Source organism: Streptomyces sp. DG1A-41, assembly GCF_037055355.1.
Taxonomy (GTDB): domain Bacteria; phylum Actinomycetota; class Actinomycetes; order Streptomycetales; family Streptomycetaceae; genus Streptomyces.
This window is the reverse complement of sequence record NZ_CP146350.1, coordinates 7,187,122-7,204,721: the sequence shown is the minus strand read 5'-3', so window position 1 is coordinate 7,204,721 and position 17,600 is coordinate 7,187,122. Positions and strand designations below refer to the sequence as shown.

Genomic DNA, 17,600 nt, shown 5'->3' with positions numbered 1-17,600 from the left:
GGATCAGAAGGTCAGCTTCCAGCCGTTGAGCGTGCCGGTGTCCTGCGCCGCGGTGTCCTGGACGCGCAGCTTCCAGGTGCCGTTGGCGGTCTCGCCGGAGGCGTTCACCGTGTAGGTGGTGTTCACGTTGTCGGCGGAGTCCGAGGAGGCGGACTTCAGACGGTAGGCCGAACCGTCCGGCGCGACCAGGTCGATGACGAGGTCGCCGCGGTAGGTGTGGGTGATGTCGACGCCGACCTGGAGGGCCGACGGGGCGTTGCCGGTGCGGCCGGTGACGCTGATCGGCGACTCGATCGCCGCGCCGGCGTCCGGGATGGCGACGGCGGTGGTGCTGGAGAAGGTCGTGCCGGTGGACGAACCGCCCTTGACGGCCTGGACCGTCTTCGCGGCGTCCGCGAGACCGGCGCCGCAGCCGCCGGAGCAGGTGCCGGGCAGCGGACGGGCGTTGGCCTTGATGGCCGACTCGATCTGCGCCGGGGTGAGGGCGGAGTCGGCCGACTTCATCAGGGCGGCGAGGCCCGCGACGTGCGGGGTGGCCATGCTGGTGCCCTGGTAGTAGTCGTAGTTCTCGCTCGACGGCGTCTTGGTGCCGGAGTTCAGCGTGGACAGGATCCCGTTGGCGGTGGAGGTCCGGGTCTCGCCGCCGGGGGCGGCGATGTCGACGACCGAGCCGTAGTTGGAGTAGGAGGCCCGGCTGCCGGCCCGGTTGGTCGCGGCGACGGTGATGACGTTGTTGCAGTTGGCCGGGGACGAGGACGAGGCGTTCGTGTTCTCGTTGCCGGCCGCGACGACGACGGAGGTGCCGCGGTTGACGGCGCCGTTGATGGCGCTCTGGGTGGCGCTGGAGCATGCGCCGCCCCCGCCGAGGCTCATGTTGATGACCTTGGCGACGTTGGTGTTGGCGGGGACGCCGGAGACGGTGCCGCCGGACGCCCAGGTGATGGCGTCGATGATGTCGGAGTCGTAGCCGCCGCACTTGCCGAGGACGCGGACCGGGGAGATCTTGGCGCCGTACGCGATGCCGGCGATGCCCTTGCCGTTGTTGGTGGCGGCGGCGATGGTGCCGGCCACGTGCGTGCCGTGCCAGGAGGAGTCGGAGGCCGGGATGCCCGCGCCGCACTCGCCCGCGTTGTACCAGTCGCCCGGGTCGGCCGGGTTGCTGTCACGGCCGTTGCCGTCGACGGAGACGGCGGTGTCGGAGATGAAGTCGTAGCCGCCGACGATGTTCGCGGCCAGGTCGGAGTGGGCGACGTAGCCGGTGTCGATGACGGCGACGGTGACGCCGCTGCCGGTGGTGGTGTCCCAGGCGGCAGGTACGTTCATGCTGGCGGTGGACTCGAACAGGTCCCACTGCTTGCCGTAGTCGGTGTCGTTCGGGGTGGCCGTCGGCTTGTTCAGGCGGTCCGGCACGACGTAGGCGACCTGCGGGTCGGCCTGGTACTGGGCGACGACGTCGGCGACGTCCGCCCGGGCGGGGTCCGTGCCCAGGTCGACGAGGGCGGCGCCGGTGCCGAGGCGGCGCTGGAAGTCGACGTCCTCGCCGGTCTTCTCGGCCTTGGCCGCGGCGTCGGCGGCGGCGGCCTTGTCGGACTTGGCCTCGGTGGCGCCGGACTTGTAGCCGACGATGAGCCGCTCGGCCGGAGTGCCGGGGGCGGCCTCGGTCTGGGCGGCCGGAACGGGGGCGGGCCGGGGCGCGGTCTCCTGGGCGACGGCGACCGAGGCGGGGGCGGCGGTCAGCAGGGCGGCGGAGACTGCGGCGACGGATATCAGCTTCCGTCTGAACTCTGGGGAGATACGCACGGTCGTTGCCTTTCGTGGCCGGACTCCGGGCTGGGCGGAGCGGCGGTGGGAGGCGCTTCGTCGCTGAAGCGGAGGGGGGTGGTTCGAAAAGCGACGCGATGGCCGGCCAGGCGTGTGGGGAGCGGACCCGTCCGGGGTTACCTGTGGGTCAGCTGTGGTCGAACGATAGGCAAAGGGAAGGTCACCGGGATACGGGGGAAACCCTCGATCGAGCCGGAAACCCACCCTCTATGACGGGGAGTCGGGCGCGAATGGCCCCCTTTTCGAACGGGTCGTGGCGCGGTGAACGCGCCGGGCCGGTTGCCCGTATCGCACTACCGACCGCTCCGGCCCGGCCGAGGAGACGCAGACGGATGCCCCGTACGACCGCACACCGCACCGCACTCGCGGCCGCCCTCGTGGCCCCGTTGCTGCTGCCGCTGTGGGCGGCGGGCCCGGCGCGGGCGCACGGTGCGCCGACCGATCCGGTGAGCCGGGTGGTGGCCTGCTCCCCCGAGGGCGGTGACCGCGCGGGCTCGGCGGCGTGCCGCGCGGCCGTCGCCGCGAACGGCGCGCCCTTCACGGCGTGGGACGACCTGCGGGTGGCGAACGTGAACGGCCGGGACCGGCAGGTCGTCCCCGACGGCAAGCTGTGCAGCGGGGGCCTGCCCGGCTACCAGGGCCTCGACCTCGCCCGCGCCGACTGGCCGGCGACCCGGCTGACGCCCGGCGAGACGCTGACCGTGCGGTACGTCTCGACGATCCCGCACACCGGCACGTTCCGGACGTACCTGACGAAGCCCGGCTACGACCCGACCGGGCCGCTGTCCTGGTCCGACCTGCCCGAGAAGCCGTTCGCCGAGGTGACGGACCCGGCCCTGACGGACGGCGCGTACCGCGTCGAGGCGGCCCTGCCGTCCGACCGGACCGGGCGGCACGTGCTGTACACGGTCTGGCAGAACAGCGGTACGCCGGACACGTACTACTCGTGCTCGGACGTGGTGTTCCCGGCCGAGACCAAAACGAGGGGCGAGGAGAAGGGGAACCCTCCATCGGCCTCGAACTGCGAACCCGCCTCCGGTCCGTCGACGCCCACGCCGGCGGGCGGCGCCGCGGCGGTGCTGGTGCTCACCGGCGGCGCCGCCCTGGCGCTACGGCTGCGTCGACGCTGAACCGACGCCTCCGAGCCGTCAGTTGACGTTGACGGCAACGCCTCCCTTGGTCACCGGGGCGTACTTGGCGGTGAAGAAGGCATTGGCGAAGCACAGCGACGAGCCGGACGTCTTCGTGAACTGCTGGTTGGTGAAGGAGATGCTGTTGTCGGCGTTGCTCGCCGCGCCGGTCAGGCTGGGTGCCTGGTAGACGCAGTTGATGGTGCCGAGCAGGGTGCGCAGCCTGACCGTGGACTGGATGGCGGAGCCCGCGCCCGGGGTCACGGAGACGGTGCCGTCCGAGGACACGCTGGTGGTGTAGGGCAGGTTGTCGACGGTGATGCCGCTGACGCCGAGCACTCCGACGACGTTGGCGGTGCAGCCGCTGGTGTCGAAGCTGTGCGAGGTCAGGGACTCGGTGGCGGTGCCGGGCGCGGCCGGGTTGTCGGTGACGGTGGCGGCGAACGCCGACGAGGTGCACGAGATGCCGCTGGTGCCGGTCGCGCTGGAGTAGAAGGTGGCGGCGGTGCCGCTCGCCAGGGACGCGTTGAGGACGTCGCCGACCGCGACGGCCGCGCCGTCGGTGGTGGTCAGGACGGGGGTGTCGGCTGCCGAGGCGGGGGCGCTGAGGCCCAGGGCGGCGACGGCGGCGGTGAGGGTGAGGAGGGTGCGCGTGCGCATGCGGGTGTACCTCTTCTCTGAAGCGGGGTGAGGGTGCTGGGGGGCGCGGCCGTTGACGGGCCTCCGGCCGGGCCGGGCGGGGGGTGGCTGGTGGCACGGCGTTTTGCGGAAGGGCCTGTGCCGGTGCCGAGGAGGGGCGGACTCGGGCGGTGGAGAGCCCGTGCGGACGCACCGGGCGGCGAGCTGCCCGTACGCAAAGAGCGGTCCGGGACACGCGGACGATGCCGCGCGGCGGATCCGGCGCCACGGATCCGGTGAGACGAGGAGAGTTGTAGACCTGGCTGCCAGTCAACGTCAAGTCTCCGTAAGGGAGTTGTGCGTTCGCTGAGATGTTCCGATGGTCGGCGACTCACATCCGGCGCACACCCCACACTCTTTGTTCACACTTCTCTTGACCCTTCATGTAACCCCCGGTAACTTCCGAGTCGGCTACTGCGGCGTAACGACAAAGCCCCTGCAACCTCCGGGAGTTGCGGGGAGACGTGCGTACGCGGCCGGTGTCCGCGCCAGGGCAACGTGCCACCGAAGTCCGATCCGCACCGACACGCACCTGGAGCAGACATGACCTCCTCCGCCGAGCACACCCCCGAAAGACCGGTAGCCCCCGCCGCCGTGGACGTCGGTGACGTTCCCGCGCGACGCGGGCGGGTCCGGGCACGCCGGGCCGCGGTGATGGCGGTGCCGGCCGCCGCGGTCGCCGCCGGCCTCGCGGTCCTCACCGCCCAGGGGGCGCTGGGCGTGCAGTTCGCCATCTCCGGTATGCCGTTCACGGTCACCGCCACCGAGCTGAACGGCACCGGCTTCGCACAGTTCGGCGGTCTGGACGAGATGGCCGAGGGCAGCCCCAACGCGGGTGACACCGGCGGCCAGGTGCTGGTCGTCACGTCCGTGATCAAGGACGCGACGCTCACCAAGCTGTGCCAGAGCGTGGACCTGGGCGGCACGAACCTGGTCATCAGGGCGGGTGGCGGTGCGGAGAAGGTCCGGGCCAGCGACCTGACCACCGACTCCACGGAGCTCTCGGGCAACGCGGCCTTCACCGACATCGAGATCGGCAACGACGCCAGCACGCTCGACAAGGCCGGGCCGCTGGGCCGGGGACCGAAGGGCGTGTTCAGCCAGCAGTCCGACACCGTGCACATCGCCAACCTGCGGCAGACCAACTACGCCACGACGGCCGGTGTGTTCAAGCTGCCCGGGCTGAAACTGGGCTTCAGCGGGTCGGGGTGCTGATGCCCGGCGGCCCGCGCGGGAGGATCCGGCCCGCCTTCCGCCAGTGGCGGGCGGGCCGTCCCTTCTGGGGCGGGCTGCTGCTCGCCCTGGGCGGGGCGGAGGTCCTGCTCACCCTGAAGGCGTCGCTGGACGTCATCCTGCACGTCGGCATGCAGGGCCTGGCCGGCTATCTGCTCCCGGCCGTGATGCTGCTGTGCGGCGTGCTGATCCTCTTCAACCCCGCCCAGCGCCTGTTCTACTCGGTCATCGGGGTGCTGGTCTCCCTGGGGACCTGGCTGACCTCGAACCTGGGCGGCTTCTTCGTGGGCCTGCTCCTGGGCGTGGCCGGCAGCTGCCTCACCTTCGGGTGGCTTCCGGACCAGGAGCCGCGCATCGGCCGGCGGCAGCGCAGGAAGCAGGCGCGGGCCGCGAAGGCGGTGGCGCGACCCGTGGAGCGGGAAGCCGGCCGGACTGCCTGAACCAGCCAGTGATTCTCCGCCCTCTGGCGCCGCCCGGCCGCGGCCACTTGGCCGGACGTGTCGCGCACCGCCCACGAGGCGTCCGCGTGTCATGCGAACCACCGCCAGCCCAGGGTGAGTCCCACGGAATGCACGCACCCGACAGTGATCGCCCCGACCGGCCGCGACGTCCACGGCGAGGCCGCCCGGATCCGCGAGCGCGGACCCGTCACCCCCGTCGAACTCCCCCACGGCGTCCCGGCCTGGGCGATCAGCAGCGCCCCGCTGCTGAAGCGGCTGCTCACCGACCCACGGGTGTCGAAGGACGCGCGCCGGCACTGGCCCCGCCGGCTCGACGGCGAGGTCTCATCTGACTGGCCGCTGTACACCTGGGCCGCCGTGCGGAAGATGTTCACGGTCTCCGGCACCGGGCACAAACGGCTGCGCACCCTCGTCTCCAAGGCGTTCACCGCCCGCCGCACCGCGGCCCCGGATCGAGGAGATCACCGCGGAGCCGCTCGACCGGGTCGCCATGCCGGGGCCGACGACGGGGCGGGCGGCGGCGCGGTCGATCTGCGAGAGGAGTCCTGCTCTCCGCTGCCCATCCAGGTCATCGGCGAACCGTCGGCTTGCCCGAGGAGTTGGGACCCGAGCTGCGCGTCGTGGTGGACGGCGTCTTCCACACCTTGGGCCGACGCGGCCGAAGTCACCGACATCTACGCCCGGTTCCACGCCGTCCTCGGCGAGCTCGTCGCCGTGAAACGGGCGGCGCCCGGCGACGACCTGACCAGCGCGCTGATCGCGGGCCCGCGAGGAGGAGCTGCTCGACACGCTGATGCTGATGATCAGCGCCGGCCACGAGACGACGGTCGACCGGCCCTGTGCGAGCGGTTCCCCGGCCTCACCCTCGCCGTACCGTCGGACGAGCTGCGGCCGGTGGACTCGTTCATCTCCCACGGCCATCGGTCGCTACCGGTTCTGACGGGCTGACGGGCTGCGCGGCGGGCCCGGCCGGATCACCGGAGGCCGGGTCCGCGGCGCCCTCCTCCTTCAGTGCCCTCGCCTCGCTCTTGAGGATCCGCATCGAGCGGCCGAGCGAACGCGCCGTGTCGGGCAGCTTCTTCGAGCCGAACAGGACGATCACGACGATCGCCACGATCAGCAGATGCCAGGGCTCCAGTCCGTTGCGCAGCACGTCATGCCCTCTCTCTCTTCGACAGTTGCTACATTGCGCAACTGTACAACCCCCGGGTGGAAGGCAAGCAGACGCCGATGACGGTCACCAGCAGCCGGAGGACGGAGCCGCAGCGGCACAGGGCCGCCCAGCGGGACCACAGGCGACGACGCGCTCGTCGCCGGCGTGGTCGTGGCATACGCGTCGGTCTCGCCGTCTGCCTGGCCCTGCTCGTGCTCGCCGCGGGCGGAGCCGGCTGGCTCTATCTGAAGCTGGACGGCGACATCAGCACCTTCGACTCCGGCGGCCTTTCCGACCACCGCCCCGAGGCCGGCTCGTCGAAGGGCGAGAACGTCCTGGTCATCGGCTCGGACACCCGCACCGGCGGCAACGAGGCCCTGGGCGGCGGAGACAAGAACGACGTGGGCCGCTCCGACACCGCGTTCCTGCTCCACGTCTACGCCGACCACCGGCACGCCATCGCCGTCTCCATCCCCCGCGACACCCTGGTCACCATCCCGCCGTGCAGACTGCCCGACGGCAGCTGGACGAAGGCCCAGCCGGACACGATGTTCAACGCCGCGTACTCGGTCGGCCAGACCGCCAAGGGCAACCCCGCCTGCACCCAGAACACGGTCGAACAGCTCACCGGACTGCGCGTCGACCACACCGTCGTCGTCGACTTCAAGGGCTTCGCGCGGCTGACGGACGTGGTGGGCGGTGTCAAGGTGTGCCTGCCTCAGGACGTCTACGAGAACGACCTCAACCCGCACCTCACCGCCCCGGGCAAGCTGCTCTTCCCCAAGGGCGAGCAGACCGTCTCGGGCCAGAAGGCGCTGGACTACGTTCGCATCCGGCACGGCATCGGCGACGGTTCCGACATCGGCCGGATCAAGCGCCAGCAGGCGTTCGTGGCGAGCCTGCTGAAGGAGGTGAAGAGCAAGGGCCTCACCCCGACGAGGCTGCTGCCGCTGGCCGACGCCGCCACGAAGTCGCTGACCGTCGACCCCGGCCTCGGATCCGCCGACAAGCTGATCTCGTTCGCGATGTCTCTGAAGGACATCGACCTGCACGACACGAAGTTCGTCACCCTGCCCTGGCGCTACGAGGGTTCGCGGGTCGCGATCGTGCAGCCGGACGCCGACGCCCTGTGGGCCTCGCTCAGGGCCGACCGCACGATCGACGGCAAGGACGCCGGTGGGAAGAGGACCGGGCCGTCGAATTCTGAAACCCCCGTCTCCCCCACGCCCATCTCCGGTGAGGGCATCGACGTCGCCGTCTACAACGGCACCGCCGTCCCCGGCCTGGCCGCCCGCGCCGCCGCCGCTCTCACCGCGGACGGCTTCACCGTCACGGGCACGGCGACGGCATCCGCCCAGGACCACACCACGACACTGGTCGAGTACGGCCCCGGCCTGGAGGAGCGGGCCCGGACCGCGGCGGCGGCCTTCCCCGGCGCCGAGCTCCAGTCCGTGACCCGCAGCGGGATCAGCGTCGTGCTGGGGCAGTCGTACGCGGACAGCCCGGCGGCGGCCCCTTCCGCGTCCCCGGCTCCGACCGCCGTACCGTCCGAGGTGGCCGACGGGGCCCGGTCCGCCGACGAGAACCCCTGCTCGGACCTCACCTACGGCTGACGCTGCCGGTGCCGGGCACGGGCCGCCGTCAGGGCCAGGGCGTACAGGCCGAGCACCACCGCCGGCAGCAGGTAGTACGCGGTGGGCAGGGCCGTCATGCCGAGGGCCGCGCCGAGCGGGCTCGGCGGCAGCAGCAGGCCGACGGCCGCGAGGCCGGCCGCCGCGAGAGCGACCGGGCCGGGCGTACGGCTCCCCTCGGCGCGGCGGCCGGTGCGCAGGAGCAGCATCACCAGGGCTTGGGTGATCAGGTTCTCGGTGAACCAGGCCGAGTGGAACACGGCTTCGTCGTCGAAGGCGTCGGGGCCGTTGAGCGCGAACGCGAGGACGGCGAAGGTGGCGAGGTCGGCGACCGCGTTGAGCAGGCCGAAGCCGGTGACGAACCGGAGGAAGGAGCGCGGCCGCAGCACGGCGGGAGCGCGCAGGGCCGCCGTGCCGGGACGGTCGTGGGCGAAGGCGAGCTGGGCCGCGTCGAAGCACAGGTTCTGGGCGAGCACCTGGGCCGGGAGCATGGGAAGGAAGGGCAGGAGCAGACCCGCGGCGAGCATCGCGACGACGTTGCCCAGGTTGGAGGAGAGCGTGACGCGCAGATACGAGGCGATGTTGCCGCTCGCGTGCCGACCGGCGGTGATCGCGTGGCCGATCGCCGTCAGGTCCTTCTCGGCGAGGACGACGTCGGCGCTCTCCCGTGCCACGCCGACGGCGGAGCGGGGCGCGAGGCCGACGTCGGCGGCACGCAGCGCGGCCACGTCGTTCACCCCGTCGCCGAGGAACCCGACGGTGTGCCCGGCGGCGCGCAGGGCGGCGACGACGCGGGCCTTGTCCTGCGGGGTGCAGCGGGCGACGACGGTCGCCTCGCCGACGGCCTCGGTGCCTCCCGGTTGGGCGGCGGTCCGTACCTCCCCCGGATCCAGGCCGAGTTCCCGGCAGGCCCGGGCCGCGGTGGCGGGGTGGTCGCCGGTGAGGACCTTCACGGTGACGCCGCGGTCGGCCAGGCCGCGCAGGGCCTCGGCAGCGGTCGGGGCGAGGGCGTCCCGGAAGGTGACCAGGCCCCGGAAGGTCAGGCCCCGTGCGTCGGGCGTGCGCGCACCGGCCGGGCGGTCCGCCGTCGCGACGGCGAGCACCCGCAGCCCGGCGTCCGCCTCCCGGGCGGCGAGCGCCAGCAGCCGGTCGCGTTCGCCCGGCTCCGTCGTACAGCGCTCCACCACGGCCTCGGCGGCGCCGGTGACGACGACGGTGTGGCGCCCGAGGGAGCCGCGTACCACCGCCGTCGAGATGCGCCGTACCGGGTCGAACGGCACGGCGTCCACGCCGTCGTACTCCTCGCCCACCGGCCCGGCCGCCTCCAGCAGGGCCTCGTCGAGGGCGTCCGGCGCGGGCGGTTCGGCGAGCTGGAGGGTCCACCAGGCGCCGACGGCGGCCCAGCGCAGCACCTCCGGGTCGTCCCGGCCGGCCGGGTCGAGGGCCCGTTCGACGACCGGCCGGTCCTGGGTGAGGGTGCCGGTCTTGTCGACGCACAGCACGTCGACCGCGCCCAGGTCGTGCAGCGCGGGCAGCCGTTTGAGGATCACGCCGTGGGTACGGGCGAGCAGGGTGGCGCCACGGGCGAGGCAGGTGGTGACGATCACCGGCAGCATCTCGGGCGTCAGCCCCACGGCAACCGCGACGGCGAAGGGCAGTGTCTCCAGACCACGTCCGCGCAGCGCGGCGTTCGCCATCAGCACGAGGGGCGGCGTCAGCAGCATGAACCGGATCAGCACCCAGGAGATGCCGTGCACGGACCGGTCGAAGGCCCCGCCCTCCCGGCGCGCGGCCGGCTGCCGGTGAGCGGCGGCGAACCGGGTCCCGTCCCCGGTCGCGACCACGACGGCGGTGGCGGTGCCCCGTGCGACAGCACTCCCCTGGAAACACAGATGGGGCGCGTCGAAGGGGTTGCCCCCGGGCGCACCGGGCCCGTCGGCGGCGGCTTCGGACCGGCCCGGCACGTCGACGGCGGGCGAGGGCACGTCTCCGGCGGACAAGGACACCGGCCCGGACCCGCCGGACTCACCGCCCCCGGATCCGCCGCCCGCCGCGCGCTTGCCGGGCACCTCCACCGCCGTCTTCCCCACCGGCGCCGACTCCCCGGTCAGAACCCCCTGGTACACGGCGAGCCCCCGGGCCTGGAGCAGTCGTACGTCCGCCGGTATCAGGTCCCCGGGGCCGAGGCGCAGGACGTCGCCGGGGACCAGTTCGGTGACCGGCACCTCGCGGGGCCGTGGCGGTTCGTGGGCGATGTCGCGCCGCAGCACCGTGGCCGTGCCGGCGACCAGTTCGCGCAGGGCGGCCATGGAGCGGTCGGCCCGGCGCTCCCCGCTCGCGCGCAGCACGCAACTGACCGCGACCAGGGCGAGGATCACCACGGCGGTGCCCCATGAGGCGACGGCGGCGGACACCAGGCCGAGGCAGAGCAGGACGGCGGTGAAGGGGTCGCGCAGGGCGTGCGCGCACCGGCGGGGCCAGGACGGCGTACGCCGCTGCGGCAGGGTGTTCTCGCCGTGGGTGACCAGCCTGGACGCGGCCTCGGTCTCGGTCAGTCCCCGGGGCCCCGACTCCAGCCGTCGCAGCACCTCCAGGGTGGTGCCCCCGGCGGTCTCACAGGCCATGGAGGCGGCGGCGCGGCGGCGCGGCGCGGTCGGTGAGCCGGCCCACCATGAGCCGTACGACGTCGACGATGTCGGGGTCGTCGACGTAGTACACCTGCCGGCGGCCCTCGCGGCGGGAGCGGACGAGCCCGGCCAGCTTCAGCTTGGTGAGGTGCTGGCTGACCGCGGGCAGCGCGCCGCCGACCCGCTCGGCGAGCCCGGTCACGTCGCTCTCGCCCTGGGCCAGCGCCCAGACGATGTGCAGCCGGGCGGGCGAGGCAAGCAGCCCGAAGGCCGCGGCCGCCTCGGCGAGCACGTCGGCGGGCGGGTCCTCGAAGACACTGCCGGCTGTCGCCACCGTCGCCGCCCCTTCCGTCGCCTCCGTCGTCCTGTGAGCCGCACCAGTCTAGGCGGGGCCCGGCAGCCGACTCGGGAGGCCTTCTCGTGCAGGACCGAGGGCGTCCGAACCGCGCGGACGGTACGGAAAACCAGGGGATGACCTCGGCCGTTCGGCCCATCGAACAGATCATCACGATGCGGCAGCATCAACTCACGGCAGGTGGCTGCTCACTTGACGCCCAGTGGTCACACACGGTTGGCTCCGGGCCAGCGAGAGTCATCCGGTCCGTGCTCAGGTGCGGACCGCCTGTGCTCTCCCCCTGCTCCAGCTCGGCCGCACAGCGAGGTCCGCCCCTCATGAACACTCCTCCCCCGCCGCACACCTCCGCGAGACTCACCCGTGTCGCGGCCATGGTGTCCGCCGTGTGTCTGCTGGTGGCCGGCTGCTCCGTCCTCGGCGCGAGTGACGACGGGTCGGACGCGGACCCGGTGGGCGGGTCGGGCGGCGGGATGAAGGTCGCCCTGGTCACGCACGGCGGCAAGGGCGACGCCTTCTGGGACCTGGTGCGCAGGGGCGCCGAGGCGGCGGCGGCCAAGGACGGCATCGACCTGGCGTACGCCAGCGACTCCGACGCGACCGCGCAGGCCGCGCTGGTGCGGGACGCGGTCCGCGACAAGGTCGACGGCATCGCGGTGACGCTGGCCAAGCCGGCGGCGATGCGGGGGCCGATCGCCCGGGCCAAGGCGGCCGGCATACCCGTCGTCGGGCTCAACTCCGGCATCGACGCCTGGCGGCAGGCGGGCCTGCTGGAGTACTTCGGCCAGGACGAGTCCGTCGCCGGCCAGGCCGTCGGCGACAAGCTGGACGAACTCAGGGCCAAGCACGCCCTGTGCGTGGTGCACGAGCGGGGCAACGTCGCGCTGGAGGCCCGCTGCGCCGGCGTGCGGAAGACGTTCGACGGCGACACCGACAACCTGTATGTGGACGGCAGCGACATGAACGCGGTGACCGCCACGATCGCCTCCCGGCTGCGGCAGGACTCCAGCATCGACGAGGTCGTCACCCTGGGCGCCCAGTACGGGCGCAGCGCGGTCAAGGCCGTCGAGCAGGCCGGCAGCAGAGCCAAGGTCGCCACGTTCGACCTCGACAAGGACCTGGTCAAGGCGATCCGGGACGGCGGGGTGCAGTTCGCCGTGGACCAACAGCCCTACCTCCAGGGCTACCTCGCGGTGGACGCCCTGTGGCTGTACCGGACCAACGGCAACGTCAGCGGCGGCGGGACGGCTCCGGTGCTCACCGGTCCGGCATTCGTGACCAGGTCCAACGTGTCCGCGGTGGCACGGTTCGCCGCCGCCGGGACCCGCTGACCGGGCACGTCCTGTGACGGTGTCGCCAAAGATTCGGTCAGGCCCGGCCCCTACGGTCACTTGTACGGATAACATCCTGCGCATCCCATGTGCCGTAACCGGCACGCGAACATCCCCGCGCCCGTCCTCCACCCCCCGCCCCCACCGTTCCGCCTTCCCGTTCCTCGCTCCCTGCTGATCGCCCTAGGACGACGATGTCTCGACGGACAGGTGCCCGGCGCCGCCTCGGTTCCATACGCCTCTCCCTGGTGCTCCTGGCCCTGGTGCCCAGCGTCACCCTCGCCGCCATGTGGGGCGTGACGACCATCCAGATGTTCTCGGAGGGACTTCGGCTGCGTGACCAGACGGAGCTGAGCCGGTCCACCGGCGCCATGGGCACCGACACGACGCTCGCGCTCCAGCGGGAACGCAGCCTGTCGGCGGCCTGGCTGGCCTCGCCGCACGGTTCCCGGGCCGCCCTCGACGCACAGCGCGAGGAGACCGACGCGGCGGTCGCGAAGCTGGTCGGGCAGGCGGACGCGATCGAGAAGGCGCCCTCCCGCATCTCGGACCGGCTGTACTCGGTGCTGGGCTCGGTGGGCAGCCTGGAGTACTACCGGGACCAGGTGGACAAACCGACCGACATCACCCCCCAGCAGGCGCTGGACCAGTACTCCTCGATCATCGACGACCAGATCCACGCCTTCCAGGAGCTCTCCCAGGTCGACGACGGCGACCTCACCTCGCAGGCCGGTCCGCTGATCGCGCTGGAGCACGCCGCGGAGCTGGTCTCCCGGGAGGACGCGCAGCTGACCCTGGCCTGGCCGTCCGGGCACCTCGACGACAAGGCCTGGGTGCGGTTCGCGGAGCTGGTGAACACCCGGCGCTGGCTGGTGCAGGACCAGGTCGAGCCGCAGCTGACCGGCAGCGCCAAGACACAGACCGAGCGGATCCTGGCGAGCCCGCAGTGGCAGACGCTCCAGACGATCGAGGACCAGGTGCTGGCGGCCCGCAACTCCAGCGCGGCCGCGGACCGCATCGCCCTGCCGGACGCCCAGAAGCGGTGGAACGCCGCCATGGACAAGCTGTCCGAGCAGTACGCGAGTCTGATCCAGCGGCAGACGACGGGCCTACTCGAACGCAGTGCGGACAAGGCGAACGGGCTGCTCGTCAAGGCGGGGATCCTGAGCGCCGGCGGGCTGCTCGCGCTGCTGGTGTGCGTCGGCATGTCCTGGCGGATCACCCGCTCGCTGTCCCGGCGGCTGCGCGGCCTGCGCCGGGCCGCCGTCAGCCTCGCGCAGGAGCGGCTGCCCGACGTGGTGGCGCGGCTGGAGCGGGGCGAGACGGTCGACCCGGAGTCGGCGACGACCCCGCTGGACTACGGGCACGACGAACTCGGCCAGGTGGCCCAGGCGTTCAACGCCGCCCAGCGCACGGCCGTGCACACCGCGGTCGAACTCGCCGACACCCGGCGCGGCTTCCAGAAGATCATCCTGGGCATAGCGCGGCAGAGCCAGAACCTGGTCAACCTCCAGCTGAGCAAGCTCGACACGCTGGAACGCGAGCACTCCGACCCCGACATCCTCAGGGGCCTGTACGAACTGGACTCCACGGCCAGCCAGTTGCGCCGCTACGAGGAGAACCTCGTCATCGTCAGCGGCGAACGGCCCGGCCGCAGCTGGACCGAGCCGGTCGCGCTGATCGACATCCTGCGCAGTGCGATCGGTGAGGTCGCCGAGTACCAGCGGGTGGAGGTGCACACCGAGGAGGAGGTGTACGTCGCGCCGCCCGCGGTGGCCGACGTCATCCATCTGCTGGCCGAGCTCATCGACAACGCGACCGCGTACTCCCCCGCCCCGAGCCCCGTCACGGTGCGGGCCGGGATGGTCGCCAAGGGCCTGGCCGTCGAGATCGAGGACCGCGGCCTCGGCATGTCGGAGGAGGACTACGCGTCCTTCAACGAACAGCTCGCGGTGCCCCCGCAGTTCGACGTGGTGGCGCTCGCCGACGACCTGCGGCTCGGCATGTTCGTGATCGCCCAGCTGGCCCACCGGCACGGCATCGCCGTCACCCTGCGCTCGTCACCGTACGGCGGGACCACGGCGATCGTGCTGATACCGCACGACATCGTGGTGCGGGAGCTCCCGGAGGCCGGTGCGCCGGACCCGCGGGACGCCAAGGACATGGCCGGCGCGAACGGCCTCGCCGCCTCCGTCGGCCCGAGAGGGGCGGGCGACGGCCCGCAGACCGGTGGCGGTGCGAAGAACGGGCAGAGCCCTGACGGGCGGAGCCCAGTGGACGGGCGGAGTGCTGTGGACGTACGGGGTGCGGTCGACGGGTGGAGGCCGGTGGACGCCGAGAACGCCAACCAGCCCACGGACGCCGGGGAACCGGAGGGTGCCGCGGGCACCACCGCCGAGTCCGCGCGCGCCCCCCGGCCCCTCGCCGCGGCCCGGACCGCCCCCGCCGCCGCGTCCGCCCGCGCGGTCATCCCCCGCCGGGACGGTCTCGCCCCGCTCCCCCGCCGGGTGCCGCAGACCAGCCTGGTGCAGGAACTGCGCGAGGAGCCCGCGCCCACAGGCGACGACGGTTCCCCCGACGACTTCACCGCGGAAGCGGCCGCCTCCTCCCTGGCCGGCTTCCAGCGCGGCACGCTCCGGGCCCGTGACGACGACGCCGAGCCGCCGTACGACGAGGAGGTGGCCGCACCACCCCGGCAGGCCGACCCCGTCCCCTCGACTCCGCCCGCCGACCGCTGACGAAGGACACCGCAATGACACGCCCCATCCCCGCCACGCACACCCAGCTCGACCAGCTGCTGACCGGACTCGTGGAGCGGGTCGCCGACGTGAACCAGGCCGTGGTGCTGTCCGAGGACGGCCTGGTGGTCAGCAAGTCCACCGGATTCCTGCGTGACGACGCCGAGCGGCTCGCGGCGACCGCGTCCGGCCTGATGAGCCTCAGCAAGGGCGTCAGCATGGACTTCCGGGGCGGTCCGGTGCGCCAGGCGCTCATCGAGATGGCCCACAGCTATCTGATCCTCACCTCCGCCGGTCCCGGCGCCCACCTGGTCGTGCTCACCGGGCCGGGCGCGGACGTCGGTGTGGTGGCGTACCAGATGAACATGCTGGTGAAGAAGATCGGCGAGCACCTCAGCGCGGCACCGCGGGGCATGGCCGGGCCCGTCGTCGACCCAGGCGTGTGAGGTGGGCGGAGGCGACTCGGCGGGACGGCTCGTACGGCCGTTCGCGCTGACCGGTGGCCGGACCCGGCCCAGCCGCGCCGACTTCACGCTCATCACGACGGTCACCGCGGCCGATCCGCAGCCGGACGGGACGGCCCGGCCGCAGCCCGAGCACACCCGGATCCTCCGGCTGTGTGCCGAGCCGGTCGCCGTGGCGGAGCTGGCGGCCCGGCTCGACCTGCCGGTGAGCGTGGTCGTCATCCTGCTCTGCGACCTGCTGGAGGCGGGCCGGATCACCGCCCGCCCGCCTCGCCTCGTTTCCCGTACCACACCGGACCTGGACCTGCTGAAGAAAGTGAGGGACGGCCTTGGCCGGCTCTGACGTCGCCACCGACGCGTCCTCGGCACCCGACACGGTCAAGATCCTCATCGCCGGCGGCTTCGGCGTGGGCAAGACCACCATGGTCGGGTCGGTCAGCGAGATCGTCCCGCTGCGCACCGAGGAACCCCTGACCATGGCCGGTCTGGGCGTCGACGACCTGGACGGTATCGAGGAGAAGCGGGCCACCACCGTGGCCCTGGACTTCGGCCGGATCACCATCAGCCGGGACCTGGTGCTGTACCTGTTCGGTACGCCGGGGCAGCAGCGGTTCTGGTTCATGTGGAACGACCTGGCCCTCGGCGCGCTCGGCGCCGTGGTCCTGGTCGACGTCCGCAGACCCGAGTCCAGCTTCGCCGCGATCGACTTCTTCGAACGCCGGGGCATCCCGTTCGTCGTCGGGGTCAACGGCTTCCACGGCGAACACCCGTATCCGGCCGAGGACATCCGCGACGCGCTCGCGGTACCGGAGCACGTGCAGGTGCTGCTGTGCGACGCGCGGGAGAAGGAGTCGTGCCGGGACGTGCTGATCGCCCTGATCGACCAGCTGATCGCGACGGCGGTGCAGGCCTGAACCGGGGGTGTCTCAGCTCCGGCCGCGTGCGTTCCCGGGCCACTCGGTGTACGGCACCGGGCGGCCCGTGAACGCGTCCAGGACGATGCGGTCACCGACCGGCCGGTCCAGCTTCACCGTCACCCTCTTACCGCGCAGTTCACCCGTGCAGGGACCGTCCTTGACACCCGTCACGGCGGCGGACAGCACCACGCTGCCGCTCGTCTCCAGCGCCTCCACGGCGGGGCCGTCGTCACAGGCTCCGTGGTGGGCCACCACGGTGACGGACCGGTCGTTCGCCGCGACCTCCGTGAGGCCGCCGAGCGGCGCCAGCACGTCAGCGGGTACGTCCTGCCCGAGCGGCCCGATCGGCGGCCTGGGGAGCGGGGAAGGGCTCACCGCGGCACGCTTGAGGGGACTGTCGTAGCCCTCCAGGGTGAACAGCCAGGCGGGGACGGTCGCCGGGCCGCGGCTGGTGACCACCGTCATCTCGCCCAGCCTCGCCCCGGTCACGGTCAGGCGCGGCCCGGGGCTGTCGGCACTGTCCAGCGATGTGTAGGCCCTCTCGGCGTCCATGAGCGGCGTCGCGAGCGAGCCCCCGCTCCGCCAGGTCACCCGTCCGCTCCCGCCGGGCGGGGCGGGCAGCTTCCCCCGCAGCTCGAAGTTGCCGATCTCGTAGGCGCGCCGGTCGGCGGCGTCGCGGAGGAGGCCCGCCCCGGGCAGTTGGACGACCGCTCCCATGGGGTGGTAGCCCTCGTGCCACTGCCGGGCCGCCACGGAGCCGTCCCAGGCGTCGGCGACCCGGCGGTCGCGGGCCTCCGACCGCAGCGCCGGCTCGGTGCCACGGGTCTTGCCGCCGTCGTTGCCCGCCTGCGTGCTGTCGCACCCCGCTGCGGCGCCGGCTCCGACGGCGCACAGGGCGAGAACGGTGAGGATCCGGGCGGTGCGCTCGAAGTCGGTACGCATGGCTCTCCCAGGGGATCACGGTGACCGGTGACGGTTCCGCTCCTGTGACGCCCCGCCCCCGGCCCGCGTTCGATCCCTTTCCGGTCCGGTCTAGCCTGTTATCGCATCGTGACAGGCAGTCT

At 72.7% G+C, this 17,600-nt stretch carries 16 protein-coding genes; 10 read left to right on the top strand and 6 right to left on the bottom strand.

Annotation, left to right across the window (positions count from 1 at the left end):
* Positions 1-3: 3 nt before the first annotated feature.
* Entirely contained in the window at positions 4-1,800 is a 1,797-nt protein-coding gene (locus tag V8690_RS33540; RefSeq protein WP_338783831.1) for a S8 family serine peptidase, read from the bottom strand.
* Between the two features lie 353 nt (positions 1,801-2,153).
* Here V8690_RS33540 and V8690_RS33535 point away from each other — a divergent pair, with 353 nt between their 5' ends.
* The gene (locus V8690_RS33535; protein WP_338783830.1) at positions 2,154-2,951 is read left to right on the top strand and encodes a lytic polysaccharide monooxygenase; all 798 of its coding nucleotides are present in this window, start codon (positions 2,154-2,156) and stop codon (positions 2,949-2,951) included.
* A gap of 18 nt (positions 2,952-2,969) precedes the next feature.
* Here the strand turns inward: V8690_RS33535 and V8690_RS33530 are convergent, their stop codons facing one another.
* The gene (locus tag V8690_RS33530; RefSeq protein WP_338783829.1) at positions 2,970-3,611 is read right to left on the bottom strand and encodes a Tat pathway signal sequence domain protein; all 642 of its coding nucleotides are present in this window, start codon (positions 3,609-3,611) and stop codon (positions 2,970-2,972) included.
* A gap of 561 nt (positions 3,612-4,172) precedes the next feature.
* Here V8690_RS33530 and V8690_RS33525 point away from each other — a divergent pair.
* The 3 genes from V8690_RS33525 (at position 4,173) to V8690_RS33515 (ending at position 6,271) form a co-directional block, all read left to right on the top strand.
* On the top strand, positions 4,173-4,844 hold the full coding sequence (locus V8690_RS33525; RefSeq protein ID WP_338783828.1) for a DUF6230 family protein: 672 nt from the start codon (positions 4,173-4,175) through the stop codon (positions 4,842-4,844).
* Positions 4,844-5,302, top strand: a complete 459-nt coding sequence (locus V8690_RS33520) for a DUF6114 domain-containing protein (protein WP_338783827.1) — start codon at positions 4,844-4,846, stop codon at positions 5,300-5,302. Before V8690_RS33525 ends, V8690_RS33520 begins: the two co-directional genes overlap by 1 nt.
* Before the next feature lie 144 nt (positions 5,303-5,446).
* Positions 5,447-6,271 carry a hypothetical protein gene (locus V8690_RS33515; RefSeq protein WP_338783826.1) on the top strand — a complete coding sequence of 275 codons (825 nt, stop codon included), beginning with the start codon at positions 5,447-5,449 and terminating at the stop codon, positions 6,269-6,271.
* Here V8690_RS33515 and tatA read toward each other — a convergent pair.
* Positions 6,228-6,476, bottom strand: coding sequence for a Sec-independent protein translocase subunit TatA (gene tatA / locus V8690_RS33510; protein ID WP_338783825.1), 249 nt, complete (start codon positions 6,474-6,476; stop codon positions 6,228-6,230). The two genes, V8690_RS33515 and tatA, sit on opposite strands and share 44 nt — an antisense overlap.
* A 77-nt stretch (positions 6,477-6,553) precedes the next feature.
* Here tatA and V8690_RS33505 point away from each other — a divergent pair, with 77 nt between their 5' ends.
* Complete coding sequence (locus tag V8690_RS33505; protein WP_338785539.1) at positions 6,554-8,089, top strand: LCP family protein; 1,536 nt, start codon at positions 6,554-6,556, stop codon at positions 8,087-8,089.
* Here the strand turns inward: V8690_RS33505 and mgtA are convergent.
* Positions 8,080-10,731: a magnesium-translocating P-type ATPase gene (gene mgtA / locus V8690_RS33500; protein ID WP_338783824.1), complete on the bottom strand. Its 2,652-nt coding sequence runs from the start codon at positions 10,729-10,731 to the stop codon at positions 8,080-8,082. The two genes, V8690_RS33505 and mgtA, sit on opposite strands and share 10 nt — an antisense overlap.
* Positions 10,721-11,068 carry a metalloregulator ArsR/SmtB family transcription factor gene (locus tag V8690_RS33495; RefSeq protein WP_338783823.1) on the bottom strand — a complete coding sequence of 116 codons (348 nt, stop codon included), beginning with the start codon at positions 11,066-11,068 and terminating at the stop codon, positions 10,721-10,723. The genes mgtA and V8690_RS33495 overlap by 11 nt, the downstream gene beginning before the upstream one ends.
* Positions 11,069-11,406: 338 nt before the next feature.
* Between V8690_RS33495 and V8690_RS33490 the strand changes: the two genes are divergently transcribed.
* The 5 genes from V8690_RS33490 to V8690_RS33470 all read left to right on the top strand — a co-directional run bounded on the left by V8690_RS33490 (position 11,407) and on the right by V8690_RS33470 (position 16,533).
* A complete protein-coding gene (locus V8690_RS33490) occupies positions 11,407-12,417 on the top strand; it encodes a substrate-binding domain-containing protein (protein WP_338783822.1) in 1,011 nt (336 codons plus the stop codon).
* Between the two features lie 194 nt (positions 12,418-12,611).
* Positions 12,612-15,155, top strand: coding sequence for a nitrate- and nitrite sensing domain-containing protein (locus tag V8690_RS33485; RefSeq protein ID WP_338783821.1), 2,544 nt, complete (start codon positions 12,612-12,614; stop codon positions 15,153-15,155).
* Positions 15,156-15,169: 14 nt separating this feature from the next.
* On the top strand, positions 15,170-15,601 hold the full coding sequence (locus V8690_RS33480; protein WP_338783820.1) for a roadblock/LC7 domain-containing protein: 432 nt from the start codon (positions 15,170-15,172) through the stop codon (positions 15,599-15,601).
* Position 15,602: 1 nt separating this feature from the next.
* On the top strand, positions 15,603-15,962 hold the full coding sequence (locus V8690_RS33475; RefSeq protein WP_338783819.1) for a DUF742 domain-containing protein: 360 nt from the start codon (positions 15,603-15,605) through the stop codon (positions 15,960-15,962).
* A complete protein-coding gene (locus V8690_RS33470; protein WP_338783817.1) occupies positions 15,949-16,533 on the top strand; it encodes an ATP/GTP-binding protein in 585 nt (194 codons plus the stop codon). Before V8690_RS33475 ends, V8690_RS33470 begins: the two co-directional genes overlap by 14 nt.
* Positions 16,534-16,545: 12 nt before the next feature.
* Here the strand turns inward: V8690_RS33470 and V8690_RS33465 are convergent, their stop codons facing one another.
* Complete coding sequence (locus tag V8690_RS33465; protein WP_338783816.1) at positions 16,546-17,478, bottom strand: hypothetical protein; 933 nt, start codon at positions 17,476-17,478, stop codon at positions 16,546-16,548.
* Positions 17,479-17,600 lie beyond the last annotated feature (122 nt).

Bases quoted from the DNA above. Each gene is read 5' to 3' on its own strand.
- V8690_RS33535 (WP_338783830.1), top strand. From the start codon at position 2,154: ATGCCCCGTACGACCGCACACCGCACCGCACTCGCGGCCGCCCTCGTG.
- V8690_RS33530 (WP_338783829.1), bottom strand. From the start codon at position 3,611: ATGCGCACGCGCACCCTCCTCACCCTCACCGCCGCCGTCGCCGCCCTG.
- V8690_RS33525 (WP_338783828.1), top strand. From the start codon at position 4,173: ATGACCTCCTCCGCCGAGCACACCCCCGAAAGACCGGTAGCCCCCGCC.
- V8690_RS33520 (WP_338783827.1), top strand. From the start codon at position 4,844: ATGCCCGGCGGCCCGCGCGGGAGGATCCGGCCCGCCTTCCGCCAGTGG.
- V8690_RS33505 (WP_338785539.1), top strand. From the start codon at position 6,554: ATGACGGTCACCAGCAGCCGGAGGACGGAGCCGCAGCGGCACAGGGCC.
- mgtA (WP_338783824.1), bottom strand. From the start codon at position 10,731: ATGGCCTGTGAGACCGCCGGGGGCACCACCCTGGAGGTGCTGCGACGG.
- V8690_RS33490 (WP_338783822.1), top strand. From the start codon at position 11,407: ATGAACACTCCTCCCCCGCCGCACACCTCCGCGAGACTCACCCGTGTC.
- V8690_RS33485 (WP_338783821.1), top strand. From the start codon at position 12,612: ATGTCTCGACGGACAGGTGCCCGGCGCCGCCTCGGTTCCATACGCCTC.
- V8690_RS33480 (WP_338783820.1), top strand. From the start codon at position 15,170: ATGACACGCCCCATCCCCGCCACGCACACCCAGCTCGACCAGCTGCTG.
- V8690_RS33465 (WP_338783816.1), bottom strand. From the start codon at position 17,478: ATGCGTACCGACTTCGAGCGCACCGCCCGGATCCTCACCGTTCTCGCC.